This window comes from Paraburkholderia sp. IMGN_8, assembly GCF_038050405.1.
GTDB lineage: Bacteria > Pseudomonadota > Gammaproteobacteria > Burkholderiales > Burkholderiaceae > Paraburkholderia.
On the sequence record NZ_CP150900.1, the window covers coordinates 2,515,584 to 2,536,018 of the forward strand.

17 protein-coding genes are annotated in these 20,435 nt (G+C 63.9%); 6 read left to right on the forward strand and 11 right to left on the reverse strand.

Annotation, left to right across the window (positions count from 1 at the left end):
• Positions 1-107 precede the first annotated feature (107 nt).
• The 4 genes from WN982_RS11640 to gmd all read left to right on the forward strand — a co-directional run bounded on the left by WN982_RS11640 (position 108) and on the right by gmd (position 3,638).
• Positions 108-275, forward strand: a complete 168-nt coding sequence (locus WN982_RS11640; protein ID WP_341312164.1) for a hypothetical protein — start codon at positions 108-110, stop codon at positions 273-275.
• 336 nt (positions 276-611) lie between these two features.
• Positions 612-1,706 carry an acyltransferase gene (locus WN982_RS11645; RefSeq protein ID WP_341312165.1) on the forward strand — a complete coding sequence of 365 codons (1,095 nt, stop codon included), beginning with the start codon at positions 612-614 and terminating at the stop codon, positions 1,704-1,706.
• Positions 1,703-2,443: an SGNH/GDSL hydrolase family protein gene (locus WN982_RS11650; protein ID WP_341312166.1), complete on the forward strand. Its 741-nt coding sequence runs from the start codon at positions 1,703-1,705 to the stop codon at positions 2,441-2,443. The genes WN982_RS11645 and WN982_RS11650 overlap by 4 nt, the downstream gene beginning before the upstream one ends.
• 151 nt (positions 2,444-2,594) lie before the next feature.
• Complete coding sequence (gene gmd, locus WN982_RS11655; protein WP_341312167.1) at positions 2,595-3,638, forward strand: GDP-mannose 4,6-dehydratase; 1,044 nt, start codon at positions 2,595-2,597, stop codon at positions 3,636-3,638.
• Between the two features lie 194 nt (positions 3,639-3,832).
• Here the strand turns inward: gmd and WN982_RS11660 are convergent, their stop codons facing one another.
• The 10 genes from WN982_RS11660 to WN982_RS11705 all read right to left on the reverse strand — a co-directional run bounded on the left by WN982_RS11660 (position 3,833) and on the right by WN982_RS11705 (position 17,007).
• Entirely contained in the window at positions 3,833-4,999 is a 1,167-nt protein-coding gene (locus WN982_RS11660) for a glycosyltransferase family 4 protein (RefSeq protein WP_341312168.1), read from the reverse strand.
• 91 nt (positions 5,000-5,090) lie between these two features.
• On the reverse strand, positions 5,091-6,320 hold the full coding sequence (locus tag WN982_RS11665; protein ID WP_341312169.1) for a glycosyltransferase family 4 protein: 1,230 nt from the start codon (positions 6,318-6,320) through the stop codon (positions 5,091-5,093).
• Positions 6,317-7,780: a glucose-6-phosphate isomerase gene (locus WN982_RS11670; protein WP_341312170.1), complete on the reverse strand. Its 1,464-nt coding sequence runs from the start codon at positions 7,778-7,780 to the stop codon at positions 6,317-6,319. The genes WN982_RS11665 and WN982_RS11670 overlap by 4 nt, the downstream gene beginning before the upstream one ends.
• 3 nt (positions 7,781-7,783) lie before the next feature.
• Complete coding sequence (locus WN982_RS11675; RefSeq protein WP_341312171.1) at positions 7,784-8,935, reverse strand: glycosyltransferase family 4 protein; 1,152 nt, start codon at positions 8,933-8,935, stop codon at positions 7,784-7,786.
• Between the two features lie 112 nt (positions 8,936-9,047).
• Positions 9,048-9,971 (reverse strand): glycosyltransferase, encoded by a 924-nt coding sequence (locus WN982_RS11680; RefSeq protein ID WP_341312172.1) that lies wholly within the window; start codon positions 9,969-9,971, stop codon positions 9,048-9,050.
• A 75-nt stretch (positions 9,972-10,046) separates the two neighbouring features.
• Positions 10,047-12,245: a polysaccharide biosynthesis tyrosine autokinase gene (locus tag WN982_RS11685; RefSeq protein ID WP_341315777.1), complete on the reverse strand. Its 2,199-nt coding sequence runs from the start codon at positions 12,243-12,245 to the stop codon at positions 10,047-10,049.
• Positions 12,246-12,367: 122 nt separating this feature from the next.
• The gene (locus WN982_RS11690) at positions 12,368-13,585 is read right to left on the reverse strand and encodes a polysaccharide biosynthesis/export family protein (RefSeq protein ID WP_341312173.1); all 1,218 of its coding nucleotides are present in this window, start codon (positions 13,583-13,585) and stop codon (positions 12,368-12,370) included.
• A complete protein-coding gene (locus WN982_RS11695) occupies positions 13,585-14,040 on the reverse strand; it encodes a low molecular weight phosphotyrosine protein phosphatase (protein WP_341312174.1) in 456 nt (151 codons plus the stop codon). Before WN982_RS11695 ends, WN982_RS11690 begins: the two co-directional genes overlap by 1 nt.
• Before the next feature lie 45 nt (positions 14,041-14,085).
• Positions 14,086-15,534, reverse strand: a complete 1,449-nt coding sequence (locus tag WN982_RS11700; RefSeq protein WP_341312175.1) for a UDP-glucose/GDP-mannose dehydrogenase family protein — start codon at positions 15,532-15,534, stop codon at positions 14,086-14,088.
• Positions 15,535-15,609: 75 nt separating this feature from the next.
• Complete coding sequence (locus WN982_RS11705; protein WP_341312176.1) at positions 15,610-17,007, reverse strand: undecaprenyl-phosphate glucose phosphotransferase; 1,398 nt, start codon at positions 17,005-17,007, stop codon at positions 15,610-15,612.
• A gap of 218 nt (positions 17,008-17,225) precedes the next feature.
• On the opposite strand from WN982_RS11705, the gene WN982_RS11710 reads away from it, so the two are divergent.
• On the forward strand, positions 17,226-17,582 hold the full coding sequence (locus WN982_RS11710) for a hypothetical protein (protein WP_341312177.1): 357 nt from the start codon (positions 17,226-17,228) through the stop codon (positions 17,580-17,582).
• 79 nt (positions 17,583-17,661) lie between these two features.
• Positions 17,662-19,218, forward strand: coding sequence for a mannose-1-phosphate guanylyltransferase/mannose-6-phosphate isomerase (locus tag WN982_RS11715; protein WP_341312178.1), 1,557 nt, complete (start codon positions 17,662-17,664; stop codon positions 19,216-19,218).
• Positions 19,219-19,297: 79 nt separating this feature from the next.
• Here WN982_RS11715 and WN982_RS11720 read toward each other — a convergent pair whose 3' ends face one another.
• Entirely contained in the window at positions 19,298-20,422 is a 1,125-nt protein-coding gene (locus WN982_RS11720; RefSeq protein ID WP_341312179.1) for a transposase, read from the reverse strand.
• Between the last annotated feature and the right edge of the window lie 13 nt (positions 20,423-20,435).

Consider the following 20,435-nt stretch of genomic DNA (forward strand, 5'->3'; position numbering starts at 1 on the left):
GCGAGCGTAGAACAATCGAATGAGATGAGCTAAGGAACGAAGAAGCGGCGTAAGAACGGTGAGACTGGTTTGCGTGAACCCCGACAGGCACGATCCGGCTGTGATCCATGGACAAAGACCGGACCGCAGAACGCGCGACCCACGCGCCGTCCTTGCCCGCCCAATCCGCACAGCTCACATTACGCGGAAAAAACACCGCAACGAAAATCGAAAATAATTCAAAAATATTCGCTGCTTTAACCGTAGTGAAAGAAATCGATTTAAAAATCGATTAATGCGTAATGGACTTGAAAAACCGCCTGCCGCAGCGCCTTTACACCCATCTTTACCGATGCCGCCGCGCGCGTGCTGCATTTCTTACGCATGAGCGCCGCCGCCTCGCGCCACCTCGATGCAAGCATGAAAATTCATCTGGAATGGATAACGAAACACCCTGTTGCAATCTGATTCACTTATCCATTTCATTCCCGTTTTTTCATCAATTTATTTTCCCTAGAATCGATTGCACTTCCGTTACGACGCGAAGCGACCGTGCCTGTTCGTCCGGCTGTTCGTCCGAACCCTCGCCCGGTCCTTCGCGCGGCCCATCCGCTTCACACCATGGACGGTTCATGACAGCTAGCGCATTGCCCTCAGCGCCTTCTCATTCACGCCGCATCGTGCAGCTCGACGGCTTGCGCGCCATCGCCGTGCTCGCGGTGTTCGCGCAGCACGCGCTGAAAGCGCCGCTGTGGATGGGCGTCGATCTGTTTTTCGTCCTGAGCGGCTTTTTGATTACGGGCATCCTGCTCGAACGCAAAGCGCGCCAGCAGTCGTATTTCGGCTATTTCTACGCACGCCGGGCGCGCCGCATCCTGCCGCCGTATCTATTGCTGATGGTGGTGTCGTCGATTCTGTTCGGGTTCGGCTGGGCCCAGCACTGGCAGTGGTATGCGTTTTTTGCGACCAATATCGGCGACGCGCTCAATCAGAGCGGTCACGACAGCCTGAATGTGCTGTGGTCGCTGGCCGTCGAAGAGCAGTTCTATATTTTCTGGCCGTTCGTGATTCTGCTCGTGCCCGAGCGCGTGCTCGGCTACGTGGCAGCCGCGCTGATCTTCGCGGTGCCGGTGCTGCGCGCCGTCGCCACGCCCTGGTTCGACTCGTTCTGGCCGATCTACTATCTGACGCCGTTCCGCATGGACCTGCTCGCGGCCGGCGCGTTGCTCGCGGTGGCGGTGCGGCGCGATCGCAATGCGCTGGAGCCGTTCAAGGGGCTGGCGGTGCTCGGCTTTTTCGCCGCGCTGGCCGTGCTCGCGTGGCTGCATCTGCATTACCCGCGTTTTCGCGCGGCGAATACGCCGCTCTCGAATGCGGGGCTCTACAGCATTTCCCTGGTGCTTTGTACTTCCGTCGTGGTCATCGCCCTGCAAAGCAAGGGCATCGTCAAACGGCTGCTGTGCAATCCCGTGCTGGTCTACATCGGCACCATCAGCTACACGATTTACCTGATTCACCTGAGCGTGCTGTACACGCTGTGGCCGCTGCATCTGAACCGTTTTCTGACCGCGGCGCTGGCGCTTGCGATCACCCTCGCCTACGCCAGCATCACGTGGTTCGCTTTCGAGCGGCGTTTGATCTTCGGCTCGGCGGGCAACGCTCATGCGCTGGCCGGCGCCGCGGGTGTCACGCAGGCCGCGTCGCAAGCGCCGCAAAGCCGCGCATGAAGCGCCGCACGTGGCTCGCCGCGAGCGTATGGGCCGCTGCCTCGGCCGTGGTTGCGCTCGCACTCGACGCGCATGCCGGCAGCACCGGCGCAACGCAAACGCGGCAAGCGCAGGTGCTGATCGAAGCCTACGGAGATTCGACCACGCTCGGCATTTCATGCAGCGGCGGCCACTGCGGACCGCAGGCGCAAAACGCCGTGATGTATCTGCAGGATGCGTTGCAGGCCACGCACGGCGAGCGGGTGCAGGTCGCGAACTATGGCGTGGGCGGCACGATGGCCACCCAGCTGCGCGACGGCGCGCAGCGCGGCCGCACAGCGACCTTGCCTTGGCAGGAACGGCTCGCGGCCTCGCGCGCGCAGATTGTGCTGATCAACTACGGCATCAACGAAGTGATGCGGAACCAGACGCCCGAGCAGTTCTACGAGGCCGAAACGACGCTCGTGAAAACCGCCCGTGCGCTCGGCAAGCTGCCGGTTTTGCAGACCTCGAATCCGATGCCCGACAACCGGCTCAATGCGCGGCTCGCCGCGATGGTCGCGATGACACGCCGGGTTGCCGCCGAACAGCAGGTGCCGCTCGTCGACCAGTTCGCCTACATCAGCGGCCTGCCCGACTGGAAGACGCTGATGTCCGACGGCGCGCATCCGAAGCCGGACTTGTACCGGCTCAAGGCCGAGCAGGATTTTCGGGTCGTCGATCCGCTGGTGCGACGGCTGCTGGACGGCACCTCTTGAAGCGTTTTTTCAAGTGCGTTTCCGGGTTTGCTTCCCAAGCTCTGCTTTTGAAACGTGCTTCTGAAATGCGCTTCTGAATGTGCCGATGAAATGCGCCGTTGCGGCGCGGATGCTTCTTCTTTTTCTCTTTTACCAATATCGAAGGCAAGCTATGAGCCAACCACGCAAAGCGATCATCACCGGCGTATCCGGACAGGACGGCGCCTACCTGACCAAACTGCTGCTCGACAAGGGCTACCACGTGACCGGCACCTACCGGCGCACCAGCTCCGTCAACTTCTGGCGCATTCGCGAGCTCGGCGTGATCGATCATCCGAATCTGCGTCTGGTCGAACACGATCTGACCGATCTGGGCTCGACGCTGCGCCTGCTCGAAGGCGCGCAAGCCGACGAGTTGTACAACCTCGCCGCGCAGAGCTTTGTGGGCGTCTCGTTCGACCAGCCGGTGACGACCGCCGAAGTGACCGGTATCGGCGCGCTGAATCTGCTCGAAGGCATTCGCATCCTGAGTCCGAAGACCCGTTACTACCAGGCGTCGACCTCGGAGATGTTCGGCCTCGTGCAAGCAGTGCCGCAACGCGAGGACACGCCGTTCTATCCGCGCAGCCCGTACGGCGTCGCCAAGCTGTTCGCGCACTGGACGACCATCAACTATCGCGAGTCGTACAACCTGTTTGCGAGCAGTGGGATTCTGTTCAATCACGAATCGCCGCTGCGCGGCCGCGAGTTCGTCACCCGCAAGATCACCGACACCGTCGCGAAGATCAAGCTCGGCAAGCAGGACACGCTGGAACTCGGCAACCTGAGCGCGAAGCGCGACTGGGGCTTCGCGCTCGAATACGTGGAAGGCATGTGGCGCATGCTGCAGGCCGACGAACCCGATACCTTCGTGCTCGCCACCAACCGCACCGAGACGGTACGCGACTTCGTGCGCATGGCGTTCGCCGCCGCGGATTATCAGATCGAATGGTCGGGCAAGGACGAGCGCGAAGTCGGCATCGACGTCGCGACCGGCAAGACGCTGGTGCGCGTGAACCCGAAGTTCTACCGGCCGGCGGAAGTCGATCTGCTGATCGGCTGCGCCGACAAGGCCCGCGACAAACTCGGCTGGAAGCCGGAGACCACGCTCGAACAGTTGTGCAACATGATGGTTCATGCGGATCTCGGCCGCAATCTGCATCACGAGACGTTCTAGGCGGGACGGCGGTCGCGCGAGCGGCCGCCGGACACGCACCGCCGACATTTCACCCGATGCAAAAGCAGACGAGGCCTGATCGCAATGATTCAGGCCTCGTCTGCTTTTACGCGATCAAGCGGCGTTAGTTTTTGCCGCTTGCCGGCGTGAATGCGGCGAGCCATGCGCCGCGTTCACGCTGAGCGTCAGTGCGTTCAGTGCACCCCGCCCGCCGCAATCGCCTCGCTATACACCGACGCCACGCGCCTTGCGATAACCGAATTATCGAAGTTATCGCGCGCGTAGCGACGGCAAGCGTCCGCATCCGGCAACTTCAGCGAGCCGTTCAACGCCCCAGCCAGGCCTTCCGCAATCGCCTGAGCGCCGGTTGCCGGCAGCACCAGATTCGGCGACAAGCCCGCCACCGCTTCCGGTAAGCCGCCCACCGGCGTCACCAGCACGGGCGTGCCCGAGGCCAGCGATTCGACCGTAATCAGGCCGAAACCTTCGAGCGCGACCGTCGGCACCACGCTGATATTCGCCGCACGATACAGCGCCGCCAGATGCTGGTCGGGCACGAAACCCAGCAGCTTGACGTTGTTCTCGAGGCCCGCCTCGGTGATACGCGCCTGCAACTCGCCTTCGAGCCGCCCTTTGCCCGCGATCAGCAGCAGCACGTCGGGTTCGCGGCGCTTGAGCAGCTTCACCGCGTCGATCAGATCCTCGAGGCCCATGCGGCGCACCAGCCGCCGCACCGCCAGCACGATCGGCCGGTCTTGCGGCAATTGCAGCTTCAGGCGCGCCTCGGCCGGGGTGATCGGCAGATTGAACTGCTCGACATCCACGCAGCCCGGCACCACACGCACGCGCTCCGGCGAGATGCGGTAGCGCGAAGTCAGAATCTTGCCGAAGGCTTCGGACAACACGATCAGCCGCGACGAGCGCGCATACACCGATTGCTCCAGATAACGCTTGGCGCGCTGGCCGAACGAATCGGCGCCTTCCACGTGGCTCTCGTCGGCCCACGGTCCCTGGAAATGCGACACCTGCGGAATCCCACGCGTCACGTCGAGGCCCGGGAAGGTGTACAGCGCGAAGTGCGACGAAATCACGTCGGGACGCGCGGTGCTGATCTCGTGGCGCAGCGCGCGGCGTGCCGCCATCAGCCGCAACGGCAGCGATTGGGCGGCGGAGCCGAAGCCGTTGATCGCGCCGCCGGTGTCCGCGGCTACCTTGGGCGAGCCTGCCACCACGCCGCGCACCGCGACGCCCGCGCCCGGCAGCGCGCCGACCAGCGAGTAGTACATGCGGTCGAGGCCGCCCGCGCGCTCGGGAAACCAGTGCATCCCGATCTGCAGCGATTTGATTGAGCTCGTCGTCATGGTTGTTGCCCCTGTGCGTTCTGAGAGTTGTGTTGAGTTGCGCGATGGGTCGTGCGCCGGGTTGCCCGCTTGTTTGCCAATACCCACTGCTTCATTTCGCGCTCTCCTGGCCGGCCAGCGTGTTCAGCGTCAGCGCGTCGGTCTTGGCGACCGCCGCGGCTTCGGCTCCGCTGCGCCGGCGGTCCTTCTGCTGCCCTTCCAGTTGCCGGTACAGCGCGATGTACTGCTCGGCCATCCGCGCCCAGCCGAAGCCGGTAGCGAGTTCGTTGGCGGCGACGCCCATCGCGCGGCGCGCGTCGTCGTTCGCAGCCAGCCGCGCGACCGCGCCTGCCAGCGCCTTGGGATCGTCCGGGTCTTCGAGCACGATGCCGCATTCCGGCGTGATGATTTCCGCGCCGCCCGCCGTGCGCGCCGTGACCACCGGCAGACCCGCCGCCATCGCTTCGAGCAGCGACAGGCTCATTGCCTCATAGCGCGACGGAAACACGAACGCATCGACCGAGTGCATCAGCACCGGCATTTCCTTCACCAGGCCGAGAAAATGCACCCGATGCGCAATGCCGAGCGCCTTCGCCTGCTCCGGATAGGGGCTCCCCGGCAGGAACCCGGCTACCGCGATCTGCACGTGCCCGGGCAGGTGCTTGAGCGCCGCCAGCACCGTGCCGAGGTTCTTGCGCGGCGTGCGCAGATCGCCGACGAACAGCAGCAGGAACGCGTCGGCCGGCAGGCCGAAGCGCGCGCGGTCGCCTTGGGCCGCGGCGAAACCTTGCGTATCGACGCCGTTGTAGATCACATCGACCCGATTGTCAGGCGTGAGGCCGATCGCGCGGATTTCGTCGGCGACCTTTTGCGACACCGCCGTAATCACCTTCGAGCGCCGGTAGGCCCAACGCTCGAGCCACGCGTTGCAGCGCGTATAGACCGACTGATACGCGGACCACACGCCCTTCGTCAGCCCGAACGGGTAGTACTTGCTGCCGAACCAGCCGCTATGCACGAAGTGCGAGGTGTTGACGTCGGCCGGCATCCACGTGATGAAGCCGTTCACGTGCAGCACGTCGTATTCGCTTCGATGCGCGCGCAGCCACATCGCGCTTTTGAACGCGAACACCTGCTGGCGCAGCAGATTGGTCGGCCACCAGCGGCCGATTTTCACCGGCACCCAGCGGACATTCGGATGGGCGAGCAAATCCGGCGCGACGTGCGACGCAACCAGCGTCACGCCGATGTTCTCGTCGAGGGCGGCGCGCGCAATCTCGTGGTTGACGCGCCCCTGGCCGTCGTTATGGCGCACGACGTGCGTGACAATGGCGACTCTCAATCAGTGCCTCCGTGGAGAAATAGCGTGCGTCCGCGGTGCATCTTTTCGTAATGCACCGCAGAAAGGATCGAAAAAACACTCATGAAAAGCAGCAGCCCACCCGTGCCGACCAGCGAATTGGTGAACACCAGCATCGCGAAGGTTGCGAGACTGAGGCTCAGGCACGCCGAAACGTATTTGTCGTTGCGCAGCTTGAACGACGCGAGCACCGCGCGCACCACCAGCCAGACGATGCCGGACATGTACAGCAGCGTGCCGGGCCAGCCGAGCACGAACGGGATGTTCATCACGCCGCTGTCGAAGTTGCCGTACTGGCCGAGCTGGCCGCCGTCGTTCGAGAGCTTGGTCGAGGTGCCGGTCGCGCCCATCCCTTCGCCGGAGACGTCGGTGAACGCGGTCTTCGCGAAGGTCGCGTAGAACTCGTTACGCGCGGCGTAGCTCTGGTCGTCGCTGAGGTTGACGATGGTGTTCAGGCGCGCCTGCATCCGCTCGGCCACCGGGCCGACCGCCAGCAGCGGCACGCACAGGCCGGCCAGCAGGATCGCACTCGCGACGATCCGCACCCGCACCTTGTTGTTCGATTTGACGAGCTGGATCAGCAGCGCGATCACCCAGCCACCCCACGTCGAGCGCACGAGGCTCAGCGCGAACGCGAAAAAACCCAGCGCCGCCGCGATCCAGCGCACCCGGTGGCTGGCCGCCATCACGTAGACCATCGCGCCCATCATCGCGAAGGCGAACGGCCCCGACGAGTTCATCGTGCTGAACACGCGCACGCCCATCGGCACCGGATCGCCTTGCGAGTTCATCTGCGAGCCGAGCATCCACAGCGCGTCCCACTGCGGCATGATGAAGAACTGGATCAGCCCGTAGCCGCCCATCACGAGCATGCCCCAGATGAACGTATTGACGATGGTGGCGCGGTACTGCGGGTATTGGCGCGTGTGCGCCATGATGTGAAAGCCGATCAGGATCGGATAGAGCCAGTTCGCGAGGTCATAGGTCGCGGCGAGCGGCCCGCTCGACATCACGCCGACCATGAACGCGTAGGCCAGCCCCAGCAGGATCAGCAGCACCGGCAGCCCGCGCCGCTGGGCGAGCAGCCTGTAGTAGCGCAATAGCGAGAGCGCGCTGATCATCGTCACCGCGAGCGGCGCGACCTGAATCAGGCTGGTGGGCGTGAACGAGCCTTTGGACCAGTCGGCGAGACGCCGCACTTCCGGGCTCAGGAACCACAGCCACCACATGAAACCGATGTAGCGCGCCGGACTTTTGAAGTAGAGCCACAGGCCCGTCAGGATCGCCAGCACTGGAAACGCGAGCGTGAGCACCGTGCCCTGATGCGCGGCGATCAGCACCGCCGTGATCAGCCACAGTAACGCCGGCGGCAGCCATTCCTGCGGACCGCCGGACAGGAAACGTCCAGCGCCGCTCTCGCCGGCTCGCGTAATCGTCGACATCGTTTAGAGGCCTCCGCGTGATTCGCGCGGGCTGGGACGCTGCCCTTGCCCCACCGCCGGGGCCCGCGCCGCGCTTCGGGCGCGCAGCATCTCCTGGGTGATGCGCACGTGCTGCATGGCGTAGTGCTGCGTCGTCAGGTCACGCGACAGCAAACCGGCCGCCGCCGCCTGCGCCTGATGCAACGCATCCGCCGGCGACGCGGCGAGCCGGTCGACCGCTTCGCGCAGCGCCTGCGGGTCGAACGGCGGCACATAAGCCGCTTCGCCCGCAGGGAAATAATCCTCTAACGTGCCGACCCTGGTGACCACCATCGGCTTGCCGACCGCCGCCGCTTCGAGCATCACGGTGATGCCGGAGGCATGCGAATTCGGCCGCAGCGGCACGACGATCACATCGGCCCAGTCGTACAGTTCGCGCTGCTTCCTGATGCCCGAGAACAATGCGATTTCCACGTTGGGCGCACGCAGCGACGCGGGAATCCGGCGACGTGTCGCGAGCTTCACGGTGTAGCGCGCGTCGTTGCCGAACGCCTTGATGAGGGTTTCCCAATCGCGGTCGCGATCGTTGCCGATCGCGGCGATGCGAAGCGGCGTGTGCGGCGTCCATTCGGTCGGCGCCTGCACCGGGAAGTCCTGGGTATTCAGGCCGTAGTAGACATGCTTTGCGTCGCGGTTGAGATAGCGCTGGCACAGCTCGGCGTTTTCGCTGGCGAGCGTGGTCAGCTGATCGGCACGGGCAAGCAGCTTCCGATACAGCCAGCTGCGCAGAATCCCGTAGCCTGGCCATTTATCGAGCAGCCACACGCTCTGCGCGAGCAACAACGGTCCGCCGTCGGCGCCCGCCTTGCGGCCGCTCAGCAGCAGCATCAGCGCGGCCGACAGGTGTTCCTGCTCGGTATGCGTCCAGATCACGTCGGAGCGCAGCATCTCGGCGCGGTTGCGCCACGTATGGATGAAATCGAAACCGAGCGCCGCCTTCAGTGCGCGGCGAAGCAGCCGCACCGGCTTGCTTTCACGCGCGTCCTGCGAATAGGTCAGCGCGAACGCGTCGGATTCGGCGTGGTGATAGCCATACAGACAACCGATGTTGTCGCCCGGTCGATAAAAGCGCGGGTCGGCGCCGTAAAACAGATGAACGTGAACTTTCGTACTCATGCAGACACTCCGCTCTGCCGGTGGAAAGGAGCACCGGCGGCCATGAAGCAAGGCAGGCGCCGATGCACGAACGTATAGGTCGCGCGATGGGTCACGCGGTAGATCACGACGATCAGGACAGCGCGCGCCGCGCCTCATGCGCGCCGGTACGCACCGCGCGCCAGCGCGACAGCTTCAGGCCCGCCTGCTTCGAGAGCAGCGCGAGCGCGGCGTGCGTGAGCCCCGGATAGACGCGCGTGCCGACCAGCGTCCACCACCACCAGGCGGTTTCACGGCGCAGCGGCGGCAGTTGGTCGCGCAGGATCAGATGAAAGTTGAAGGCGGCATTGCGCAAGGCCGCCATGGTCTGCGCGTCGCGCCGGTCGTCGTCGAAACGTTCGGCCGGGAAATGATCGACCGCCACGCGCGGGTCGTACATCAGCTTCCAGCCGGCGTTCTTCACGCTCAGGCTGAAGGCCATGTCGTTGTGGACTTGCGCGCCCGCGCCGCGCAGGCGAGCGTCGAAACGGATCGTGCGGACCGCATCGCTGCGGTAGCTCATATTGGCGCCCTTCAGGATGTCGACTTCACGCGCGCCGCCTACCCCGAGGTGATGATTGCCGATGATCTTGCCGTGCGCGGTGACCTTGCCGACCAGCGGCCGCTCGCCGTCCAGCACGCGGCCTTTTTCGTGCACCCAGTCGCGCCCGCCCAGCGCGCCCAGCCGCGCATCGCTCTCGAACGCAGCCGCGATCCGTTCGACCCAGTCGATGTGCGGCGCGGCGTCGTCGTCGGTGATCGCGATCACGTCGCCGCTGGCCGCGTCGAGCCCGCGATTCAAGGCCGCGACCTGGCCGGGCACGTCGACCAGCGCCACTGAAAGCGGCAGCTTGCCCGGCACCGCCGGATCGCGCAGGCACGCGTGGGTCGCCTCGTCGTCGGCGCGCGCGACCACCACGACCTCGTCCGGCGCGCGCGACTGCTGTTGCAGCGCCGCGAGGCAGCGCGCGAGATCAGCCGGGCGGCGGAAAGTCGGAACCAGTACCGTCACTTTCATCGTGATGTCCTTTTTTCGTAGTTGCGCTGAGCAGTTGCACTGAATGCGGCGCAAAGGGATCGCCCTGGCGCCTCTTCAGGTACTCAGGTATTCCTGGACCGCCGCATAGCCGCGGTCGTAGCCGCCGCGCGAGCGTGCCGGCATACCGTTGAAGATGCCGCCCTGCACGTGCACGCCGGCCGCCCGCAGGCGCTTCAGCGCGTCGGCGATCTCGCCTTCGTTGTGCACGCCCGAGCGCATCACGAAGAAGGTCGAACCGGCGTACGCGCCCATGATCGACGCATCGGTCACGGCCAGCACCGGCGGCGTGTCGATCAGGATCACGTCGTAGCGTTTGGCGAGGCCGTCGAGGTATTGCGGCAGACGCGGCGACATCAGCAGCTCCGACGGATTCGGCGGACGGCGGCCGCACGAAATGAAGCTCAGGTTCTCGATGTTCGAGCTGCGGATCGCCTCTTCGAGCGAGATCTGTCCGCTCAGCAATTCCGACAGGCCGTTCTCCTGCGCGCCGCCCAGATAGCGTTCGAGCGCGCCGCGGCGCAGATCGCCGTCGATCATCAGCACGCGCTTGCCGGAATGCGCGAGCAGCACCGCCAGATTGACCGTCAGGAAGCTCTTGCCGACGCCGGCCATCGGGCCGGTCAGCATGACGATGCGGTTCTTCGCGTCCATCATCGTGAACTGCATCGAGGTGCGCAGACTGCGCAGGCTCTCGACCGTGAAGTCCTTGGGCCGCGCATCGGACAGCACCGAACGCAGGCGTTCGCCGCCGCGTTCGAAGCGGCTTTCGAGCAACGCCTGTTCGGCGCTGAGCGGCACGAGACCGAACACCGGGAGATGGAACGCGCGTTCGATGTGCTCGGGGTCGTCGATGCCCTTGAACATATTGCGGCGCAGGAACACGAAACCCGTGCCGGCGATCAGCCCGAGAATCACCGCCGCCGACAGGATCAGCACCTTCTTCGGCTTGACCGGCACGCCCGGGCGCAGCGCGGCGTCGACGATATGCACGTTGCCGCCGGTGCCGGCCTTCTGCACCGACAACTCCTGCACACGGTTGAGCAGCAGCACGTAAATGTCCTCGGCCACCTTCGCATCGCGTTGCAGCTGCACGGCCTTCACTTCGGTAGCCGGCAGATCGCGGAAGCGGTCGGCGTATTTGGCGCGCTGCGCCTCCAGCTCGGCCATCTGCTGGCGCGCGGCCTTGAGCATCGGATGGTCGTCGCCGTAACGCTCGGTCAGCTGTGCCATTTGCAGACGCAAACCGGCGATCTGCTGCTCGTACTGCACGCTGCCTTCCAGGTACACCTTGGCTTCGTCGCTCGCGTTGATCGAGCCGGACTGGCGCTGATACGCGGTCAAGGCGGCCTCGGCGCGTTCGAGATCGCTCTTCAGACGCGGCTCTTCGCTCTTCAGGAACTCGAGCATCTTGCTCGCGTCGACCTGCTTGTTCGACACGTGCTGACGCACATACGACTGCGCGAGCGCATTGGCCACTTCAGCGGCATGCTCCGGGCTCTTGTCTTCCAGCGAGATCTGGATCACGCCGGTCTGCTTGCCCTGTTCCTGCACGGTGATCGCCGACTGGAACGCGGTGATCGCGTCGAGGTCGTTGGCGCGCACCACCGTGAATTCCTGACCCGGACGGGCCACCAGCTTGTTGACGACGATCGTCACGCCGCCGCCCTGCGCCTGCTGGCCGACCTGGCCGCGCACCAGCAGCGAGCCGTTCTTTGCGTACAGTTCGTAGTGCTGGTCGTCCAGCACCTTCAGCGTCAGCTTCTCGCCTTCGAGCGCGGGCACCACGTCGATCGCGTCGACGTCGACTTCTTCACCGCCCCATGCATAGGACGAGAGACCCAGCCACGGCCGCGCCGGCTGGCCCGGCGTCGCCATGCGCGCGGCGATGCTGCCGAGCAGCGGGATGGTCTTCGGCGCGACGCTGAAGTTCAGCTTCAGTTGCTGCACCACCGGGCCGACCACGCCGCGGCTCTTGATGATTTCGATTTCGGCGTCGGTCGGCAGCGAGGTCGAGCCGGTGGTGATCGCCGCGCCGGTTTGCGTCTGCGTGAGCGCCTGCGACGTGTTGTCGGACTGCTCGACCCGTACGTGCGCGTCGGCCGAATAAATCGGCTTGGCGAGGAAACAGTACGCGCAGGCGATCCCGAAGATCGCCGCGGCGATGGCGATCAGCCACCAGATGTCGTCGAGGATCACCTGCACCAGTTGGCCGAGGACGATGTCCTCTTCTTCGGTCCTGGCCGGTGCGGCCATGTGTGGAGAGATTTGATTGCTCACAATTCGATCCCGTATCGGTTGCTTCGGCGTTTGCTTCGGCGTTTGCTTCGGTCCCGCGCCCTGTGAGAGCGGCGCGGGCCTGTCGACGGCTCAGACTATTAGCGCGTCAGCTGCTTCAGGTAGAACAGCGTCTGTACGCTCGGCAGGATCTGCTGCAACACACGGTTGAACGTGGTCGACGCGGCGGTACTGACATACACGACATCCATCGGCTGCAACTGGAACTGCGTCGACAGCATGATCGCGTCCGGCTGCGTCATGTCGAGGCGGTAGACGTCCGGCGTGGTCGGCTTCTCGCGCATGCCGCGCATCACGTAGATCTGGCGCGGATTGGCGTCGGTATCGAGGATGCCGCCCGCTTGCGTCAGCGCATCGGCGATCGACAGACGCCCCTTGAGCATCGGCATCTGCATCGGCGTCTTCACCTCGCCCATCACGAACACGCGGCTGGCGCTGCGATCCGGTATGTTGATCACGTCGCCGCCTTGCAGCATGACGTTCTGCGTGGTGTCGCCGCTATCGAGCATGCGGTTCGCGTCGAGCACGTAGAGCTGCTTGTTGCGCGTCAGACGCACACGCTGGATGTCGGCTTCGCCGGTCGTGCCGCCCGAGCGGGTGATCGCGTCGACCAGCGTGAGCGGCACGTCGCTGACAGCGAGCGGCCCAGGCGTCTTCACTTCGCCGGTCACCTGGATTTTCTGGCCGCGATACGACAGCACGCGCACGTCGACCTGCGGGTTGCGGATATAGCGCACGAGGCCGGCGGCCAATTGATCGCGCACCTCGCCGACCGTCTTGCCCGCGGCCCGGATCCGCCCGACAAACGGGAAATAGATCGTGCCGTCGGCGGCAACCGTCTGGCCGTACGGATCGGCCTGGCCCGGCAACGCGGCCGTGTACGGCTGCTGCAACGCGCCGCCGAACGACTGCGTGGTGTTGCCGCCCGACGACAGCGTGCTGCCCTGCGGCGTAGTCAACTCAGGATGATCCCACACGGTGATGCCGATAATGTCCTGCGGCGAGAGCCGGTACACGTACTGCGACGGGTCGCTCACGCTCGAGGTCGGCAACGCCTGCGGCGTGGCGGCAGCTTGCGACTGCGCGGCCACGACGCTGGCATCGATCAGATGGACCGGATAGGTCTCCGCTGGTTGGTTCTGGTGCTGTCCGTCGTCTTTCAGACGGGAGGTGTCGAGGTAATTCCCCGGCGCTGTAGCGCAAGCCGACAGAAAGGACGTCAGCAAAAAAGTGGCGGCGAATTTCGTGCGGAGATTCGCCGGTGAGTTCGCTTTGAGCTTCGCAGTGAGTTTCTTCATCAGCATATTTTCTTCAGCCATCCCATGACCAGGTGTTCGATGAGCACGAGACTCTCTCGATAAGTGTCTTCCGCGCCGCCGTGCGGATCGGCGACGTCGGAATCGTGTTCCCACTTGCCGAGCGGATAGACCTTGCCGCGCGACGCCGGATCGAGCGCTTCGACTTCGCTCACCTGCGCGCGCTCGCTGACCAGCACCAGATCGGCGGAGCGCACCAGCTTGCGGTCGAGACGCCGCGAGTAATGGATCCCGGAGGCGACGCCCTGCTCGTCGAGCAGACGCCGCATCACCGGATCCATGCCGTGACCCTCCACGGCACGGATACCCGCCGAATGAAACGCGATCGGCGCCGAGGACGTCCGCGAGGCCGCGCGCTGCCGTGCCTTGAACAGCATTTCGGCGGCAGGCGAACGGCACACGTTGGCGTGACAGACGATCAGAACGTTGGCGAACATAGGCGGGCTCCCTAACGTGGCTTGGTGGTTCAGCGGCGCGGTGACTTAGCCTCCAGCCGCAGCTGTAGCCGCAGCCGTCTCGGCGGTCACCGGCAGGCTGTTCGCGCCGACCCGTGCCGGCGCATTGCGCAGCGCGTGCTGACGGCCGATCGCGTGATACTCGATGCCGAGTTCGAGCAGCGCGTCCGGTTCGTACAGGTTACGGCCGTCGAAAATCAGCGGCGTCGCCAGTATTTCCTTGAGCGAATCGAAGTCCGGGCTCTTGAAGACCTTCCATTCGGTGAGGATCACCAGTGCGTCGGCGCCCTCGGCCGCTTCCATTTCTTCCTTCACGAACGACAGGCGCGCATGCTGCTGCGGCACGTCCTTCAGATCGAGTGCGAACACGCGCTTCGATTCGTCGATTGCGACCGGGTCGTAGGCCTTCACGCGCGCACCACGGCGCAGCAGTTCCGCGATCAGCGGACGGCTCGGCGCTTCGCGCATGTCGTCGGTATTCGGCTTGAATGCGAGGCCCCACACGCCGAAGGTGCGGTCCGACAGGTCTTCACCCAGACGCGCAACGATCTTGTGCGCGAGGATCTTCTTCTGCGTATCGTTGACGGCTTCCACCGCTTCGAGAATGCGCAGGTTCGCCTTGTGGTCGGCGGCGATGCGGATCAGCGCCTGCACGTCCTTCGGGAAGCACGAGCCGCCGTAGCCGCAACCGGCGTACAGGAAGTCGTAGCCGATACGCGGATCGGAGCCGATGCCGCGGCGCACTGCTTCGATATCCGCGCCGACGCGGTCGGCGAGATTGGCGAGCTCGTTCATGTACGAAATGCGCGTGGCGAGCATCGCGTTGGCCGCGTACTTGGTGAATTCGGCCGAACGCACGTCCATGTAAAGCGTGCGTTCGCGGTTGCGGTTGAACGGCGCGTACAGGCGCTTCATCAATTCGCGCGCTTTCTCACCCGGCACGTCTTCATCGCAGCCGAGCACGATGCGGTCAGGCCGCGTGAAGTCCTCAACGGCCGCGCCCTCTTTCAGGAACTCCGGGTTCGACACCACCGAGAACATATGCTGCGCGTTGCGCGCGGCCAGTTCCTCGGCGATCACGTCGCGCACGCGCGATGCCGTGCCGACCGGCACCGTCGATTTGTCGACGATCACCTTGAAGCCCGTCATGTGGCGGCCGATGTTGCGCGCGGCGGCCAGCACGTATTGCAGGTCGGCGGAACCGTCTTCGTCGGACGGCGTGCCCACGGCGATGAACTGGATATCGCCGTGCGCGACCGCGGCTTCGACGTCGGTCGAGAACTTCAGGCGGCCTGCGCGGCGATTGCGCGCGATGATCTCCTGCAGACCCGGTTCATGGATCGGCACGCCGCCGTTGTTGAGCACGTCGATCTTGCGCTGATCGACGTCGAGACAGAACACGTCGTGGCCAATGTCGGCCAGACATGCGCCCGTCACGAGGCCTACGTAGCCACTACCGATGATCGTCAGGTTCATGTATTACCTCGGATTGTGAGTTGATTCGGGAGAGCAGGCACGCGCTGCGTTGCGCCCCTGCTACTCGATATGCGCTCAATAAGCGTTACTGCCCACAAAGCCCTTCCACAGCGTCAGCACGACGATCTTGATGTCGAGCCAGAAGGTCCAGTGCTGCATGTAGTACAGATCCAGCTTGACGCGGCCCATCATCTTTTCGATGCGGTCGGTTTCGCCGCGATAGCCGTTGATCTGCGCCCATCCGGTGATGCCCGGTTTGATCCGGTAACGGTGCATGTAGCCCTTCACCAGATCCTTGTAGATGTCGTCGTGTTCGAGCGCGTGCGGACGCGGGCCGACCACCGACATCTCGCCGCGCAGCACGTTGATGAATTGCGGCAATTCGTCGAGGCTGGTGCGCCGCAGGAACGCGCCGACCGCGGTGATGCGCGGGTCGCGGCGCGTGGCCTGGGTGATCTTGCCGGACTCCTCCTTGTGCACTTTCATCGAGCGGAACTTGTAGATCTCGAACTGATTGCCGTCGATGCCCTTGCGTTTCTGGCGGAAGAACACCGGACCCGGCGAGCTCAGCTTCACCATCGCCGCGATCACCAGCATCACCGGCGCCAGCGCGGTCAACGCGGCAAGCGCGAACAGGCGGTCGAAGATGCGCTTGGGCAGCACGCGCAGATCGGTGATCGGCGAGGCGGCCAGGTTGATCGCGGGCACGCCGAGCAGATCGACCATCGGCTGATTGAAGAGCGTGAGGCTGCGCACATCCGGAATGAAACGGATGTTCACGAAGTCGTTGCGCAAATCCATCACGAAGCGGTGAATCGCCTTTTCCTTCGAGATCGGCAGCGCCAGCCACAGTTCGCGAATCGCCCGCTGACGCACCAGCTGAAGCATCCGTGCGTAGTCGCGCTCGACCGGCACGCCGTCGATCGCGTCCGAGGTGTCCGGGTCCTCGTAGGGATTGATCGTGCCGTCTTCATCGAACACGACGACTGGGCTAAAGCCCGCTTCCGGACGGCTGCGCATCTGCTCGATCAGAAAGCGGCCGTACGGCGCACCGCCAACGATCGCCACCGCGCGCTGATTGAAACCCTCGCGGCGCAGTCCCTTCAGGATCGAATAGACGATCATCTTGTTGACGATCAGAAGCACGATGGTGGCCACCGCCCAGTACACCAGCCACAAGCGCGACAGCATGTCCGATCGATGCAGGCTGAAGCTGATCAGAATGCCGGTGACTTCCACCATCAGCCAGCCGCCGGCCACGCGGCACAGCAGGTCGTAGAGCGGCTTGCCGCGCCACGACTGATAGATGCCGAGCGCGGGGAAAAACACCACCACCAGCAGGCAGTCGAATGCGAGCGAAATGCTTTGCATGTCGTCCAGCCACGCAAATTTCCCGCTGTGCACGGCCGTCGCGATCCAGGCGCCAAAGGCGACCATCGCAATGTCGATGATTCTCGATAGAACGCTCAGCATGCGCTGCACCTCAGTTCGTCAGTCAAGTGCCATCCGTCAGTTGGTTGAACTCGGTACCCGGTTATGCACATCAGCCCGGACACACAACGCCGATATTCGCGCCGTGCAACTGATTGCGCGACGCGAAACTAATTGGCCTGTGCTATTGCCCAGCCGTTGTCCGCTCTAAAAAAACCAAGTTGCCTACCAGGTGGCCGAGCCGGAAAACGCGTGTCGGAGTGAGTGAATACCCTTGTACAGGTATAGATAAAGCGGTATTAAAATTCGAACTGCAAGACAGCAAAAAATCTCAAAATGTATCGGTCAAAATTTCGATATTTTTTCGGAATTTCTTCGGCAATTGTTACCGGTTTTGGCGTTCGAAAAACGGTTTGAGTGCCTTGCAGGAAGCCATGCTCGCCGTTCTTTCATGTTTGCCTACGAAGCTTACACACCGCCTTTCGGCTCTATTCTGCGGCATCCGCTCACGTAAAAAAATTGGCCATGATTTTTTTCGTGTATTTTTTCTTTTTTTAAAAATTAAACGGACATTTTTGCGTCACGGAACGGCCAATTTTATTAGGCGATTTATATAGTTTCTATTTAACTCGCTTTTATTGATTCTTTACTTCGTGATAAAACTCGATGCATTCACCCAGCCTCGAGGAGTCCATCATGACAGCTCCGGTTACGGCCACTCCCGCCGACACCCGGTCCACGCAAGCTATGTTCCTGAACGTCAAGCTCAAGGTCCATCCCGTGATTCTTGCGGGCGGCTCCGGCACACGCCTGTGGCCGATGTCGCGCGAGCAATACCCGAAACAACTGATTGGTTTGCTGGGCGAAGATTCGCTGCTGCAATCCACGACGCGCCGTCTCGATGGGCTCGAAGCCGGTTATCTTCTATCCGAGCAACTCGTCGTGGTGGCCAACGAAGAGCATCGCTTCACGACCGCCGAGCAGTTGCGCACGAGCGGCAAGCCGAGCCGGCTGATTCTCGAGCCCGCCGGCCGCGACACCGCGCCGGCGCTCACGGTGGCCGCGCTGTCGGTCGCCGCGCAGGACGAGGACGGCATCATGGTCGTGATGCCCGCCGATCATGCGGTGACCGACATCGACGGTTTTCATGCGGCGGTGGCCGCCGGTGTGCAGCATGCCGCGGCCGGTCATATCGTGACGATGGGCATCGTGCCGACGCGCGCGGAAACCGGTTACGGCTATATCCGTATCGGCGCGGCGCTCGGTACACAGCCAGGCATGCCTGACGAAACGTCGGAGAACACCGCCGGCAGGCCCGGCGCTCACCGGCTCGACCGCTTCGTCGAGAAGCCGCATCTGGAACTGGCGCAGCGCTACATCGAATCGCAGGAATACTGGTGGAACAGCGGCATTTTCATCATGCGCGCGTCGACCTGGCTGAAGGCGATCCGCCACTTCCAGCCGGCGATTTTCGAGGCCTGCGAAGCCGCGTTTGCCGGCGGCAAAGCGGACGGCGACTTCTTCCGTCTGCAACGCGACGCGTTTAGCACCTCGCCGTCGAATTCGATCGATTACGCCGTGATGGAACAACTGGGCAACGATCAGACCGCCGCCTCCGGCGTGGTCGTGCCGCTGCAGGCAGGCTGGTCGGACGTGGGTTCGTGGGACGCGATCTGGGATATCTCGGACAAAGACGTCGATCAGAACGTCGGCCGCGGCCGCGTGATGTTCGAAGGTTCGAGCTCGACCTTCGCGCATTCGGAAGGACGCCTGATTGCCTGCGTGGGCACCCAGGATCTGGTGGTGGTCGAAACGGCGGACGCCATTCTGGTTGCCGACAAATCGCGCGTGCAGGACGTCAAGAAGATCGTCGGGCGGATTCGCAACGATGGCGGCCTGGAAGCGGCCAACCATCGCAAGGTGCACCGGCCGTGGGGCAACTACGACTCCGTCGACACCGGCGAGCGCTTCCAGGTCAAACGCATCGTCGTGAAGCCGGGTGCGCGGCTCTCGCTGCAAATGCATCATCACCGCGCGGAACATTGGATCGTCGTGCGCGGCACTGCGCTCGTCACACGGGGTGAAGAGCGCTTTATCGTCTCCGAAAACGAGTCTGCTTATATTCCGCTGGGCGTCACCCACCGTCTCGAGAACCCGGGCAAGATGCCGCTCGAAATGATCGAGGTGCAGTCCGGTTCGTATCTCGGCGAAGACGACATCGTGCGCTTTGACGACACTTATGGACGTCAATGAAGCCACACCAGTGATTCACAACGGATGAAGCGGGATCCTGCGGCGGTTGCTCCTACCGGCCGCGGGGTGCTGCTGGTGCTCATCCCGCGTGGGAGATGAGTTCTGTGAACGCCGGAAAACGATCTGATGCACTGCTTTCTGTCGCTGGTGTAACAGGTGCAGCCGGTTCGCCGGGATAACGGCGTAGCGGACCGCGGAACCCACCGATAGGACCGTGCAAAGGTCCGCCGTGATTCACCGTGACCGGCTCCGGCACGTGGCGCATTGTCGGCAACGTACGCGCAACCGGTGCTGCGGCATGGACGGCCGGCGCAGTACCCGCAGCCGCCAGCGTGCGGCATTCACGGTCGATCCACTGCCGCGCCCAGTCGAGCGCGTATTGCTCCGCTGCATCCGCATCCGCAAAACGCGGACCGACCAGACCGGAACGCTCGACGCGTTTGCCGTCCTTCATGATCTCCGCCCATGCGCGATACATGGCGTTGGGCACCCGTTCCGCCACCACATAGATCAGATAGCCGCGCCGGTCGGCGACCTGCGTGCCGCGTGGCGCGAGGCTCATCGACAGCGGACTGCGCTGATCTTCGAACCGATGCGTGCGGCCCCCGGCTGTAGCGGCAGAGGTCAAATCGCCCATTGCCACTTCCGCCGCGTCCGCTTCAGCCATGCTGGACAGCCCGGCACGCGCCGCCGGGGCGGACGGCGCGGGCGGCGCATACCCCACGCCGGACAACTGGCGCGTGATGTCGGCGATCGGGTCGGCCGAACGCCAGTTGCTCAGGCTGCTCGACATACCAGGCGCCTGCCACGACTCGGGGCTCTTCCAGGACACGCCACGCACGTTGTCGTCGCGCGCGCTGGGGGGTTCTGCTACCGGTGCTGCAGGTTTGGCCGCGACGGGCGGCGCCGGTTGCGGGACGTACGCGAAGGTGCGCCCGGTTTGGGACAGGAGCCGAACCATCTCGAGAAGTGTGCCGTTCAATTGCCATTCTTCAAAACGGCGCCGGCAAGTGGGACCCGACGGATAGCGGCCTGGCAGCTTCGACCAGGGTTCGCCAGTTGTCAGAATCCACAGGACGGCATTCGCCACGATGCGTGGTTCGGCGCGCGGCCGGCCGCGTCGGTTCAGACGGACGGCCGGCTCATCGGAGACAAGCGCTGCCAGCAGCGCCCATTCTTCATTGCTTAGCTCATCGAAAAACATTGGGTTCTCCACG

Excerpts from the sequence above, each read along its gene's own strand:
- WN982_RS11640 (WP_341312164.1), top strand. The coding sequence starts at position 108 with ATGGACAAAGACCGGACCGCAGAACGCGCGACCCACGCGCCGTCCTTG.
- WN982_RS11645 (WP_341312165.1), top strand. The coding sequence starts at position 612 with ATGACAGCTAGCGCATTGCCCTCAGCGCCTTCTCATTCACGCCGCATC.
- WN982_RS11650 (WP_341312166.1), top strand. The coding sequence starts at position 1,703 with ATGAAGCGCCGCACGTGGCTCGCCGCGAGCGTATGGGCCGCTGCCTCG.
- gmd (WP_341312167.1), top strand. The coding sequence starts at position 2,595 with ATGAGCCAACCACGCAAAGCGATCATCACCGGCGTATCCGGACAGGAC.
- WN982_RS11660 (WP_341312168.1), bottom strand. The coding sequence starts at position 4,999 with ATGACGACGAGCTCAATCAAATCGCTGCAGATCGGGATGCACTGGTTT.
- WN982_RS11670 (WP_341312170.1), bottom strand. The coding sequence starts at position 7,780 with ATGTCGACGATTACGCGAGCCGGCGAGAGCGGCGCTGGACGTTTCCTG.
- WN982_RS11675 (WP_341312171.1), bottom strand. The coding sequence starts at position 8,935 with ATGAGTACGAAAGTTCACGTTCATCTGTTTTACGGCGCCGACCCGCGC.
- WN982_RS11680 (WP_341312172.1), bottom strand. The coding sequence starts at position 9,971 with ATGAAAGTGACGGTACTGGTTCCGACTTTCCGCCGCCCGGCTGATCTC.
- WN982_RS11685 (WP_341315777.1), bottom strand. The coding sequence starts at position 12,245 with ATGGCCGCACCGGCCAGGACCGAAGAAGAGGACATCGTCCTCGGCCAA.
- WN982_RS11690 (WP_341312173.1), bottom strand. The coding sequence starts at position 13,585 with ATGAAGAAACTCACTGCGAAGCTCAAAGCGAACTCACCGGCGAATCTC.
- WN982_RS11695 (WP_341312174.1), bottom strand. The coding sequence starts at position 14,040 with ATGTTCGCCAACGTTCTGATCGTCTGTCACGCCAACGTGTGCCGTTCG.
- WN982_RS11700 (WP_341312175.1), bottom strand. The coding sequence starts at position 15,534 with ATGAACCTGACGATCATCGGTAGTGGCTACGTAGGCCTCGTGACGGGC.
- WN982_RS11705 (WP_341312176.1), bottom strand. The coding sequence starts at position 17,007 with ATGCTGAGCGTTCTATCGAGAATCATCGACATTGCGATGGTCGCCTTT.
- WN982_RS11715 (WP_341312178.1), top strand. The coding sequence starts at position 17,662 with ATGACAGCTCCGGTTACGGCCACTCCCGCCGACACCCGGTCCACGCAA.
- WN982_RS11720 (WP_341312179.1), bottom strand. The coding sequence starts at position 20,422 with ATGTTTTTCGATGAGCTAAGCAATGAAGAATGGGCGCTGCTGGCAGCG.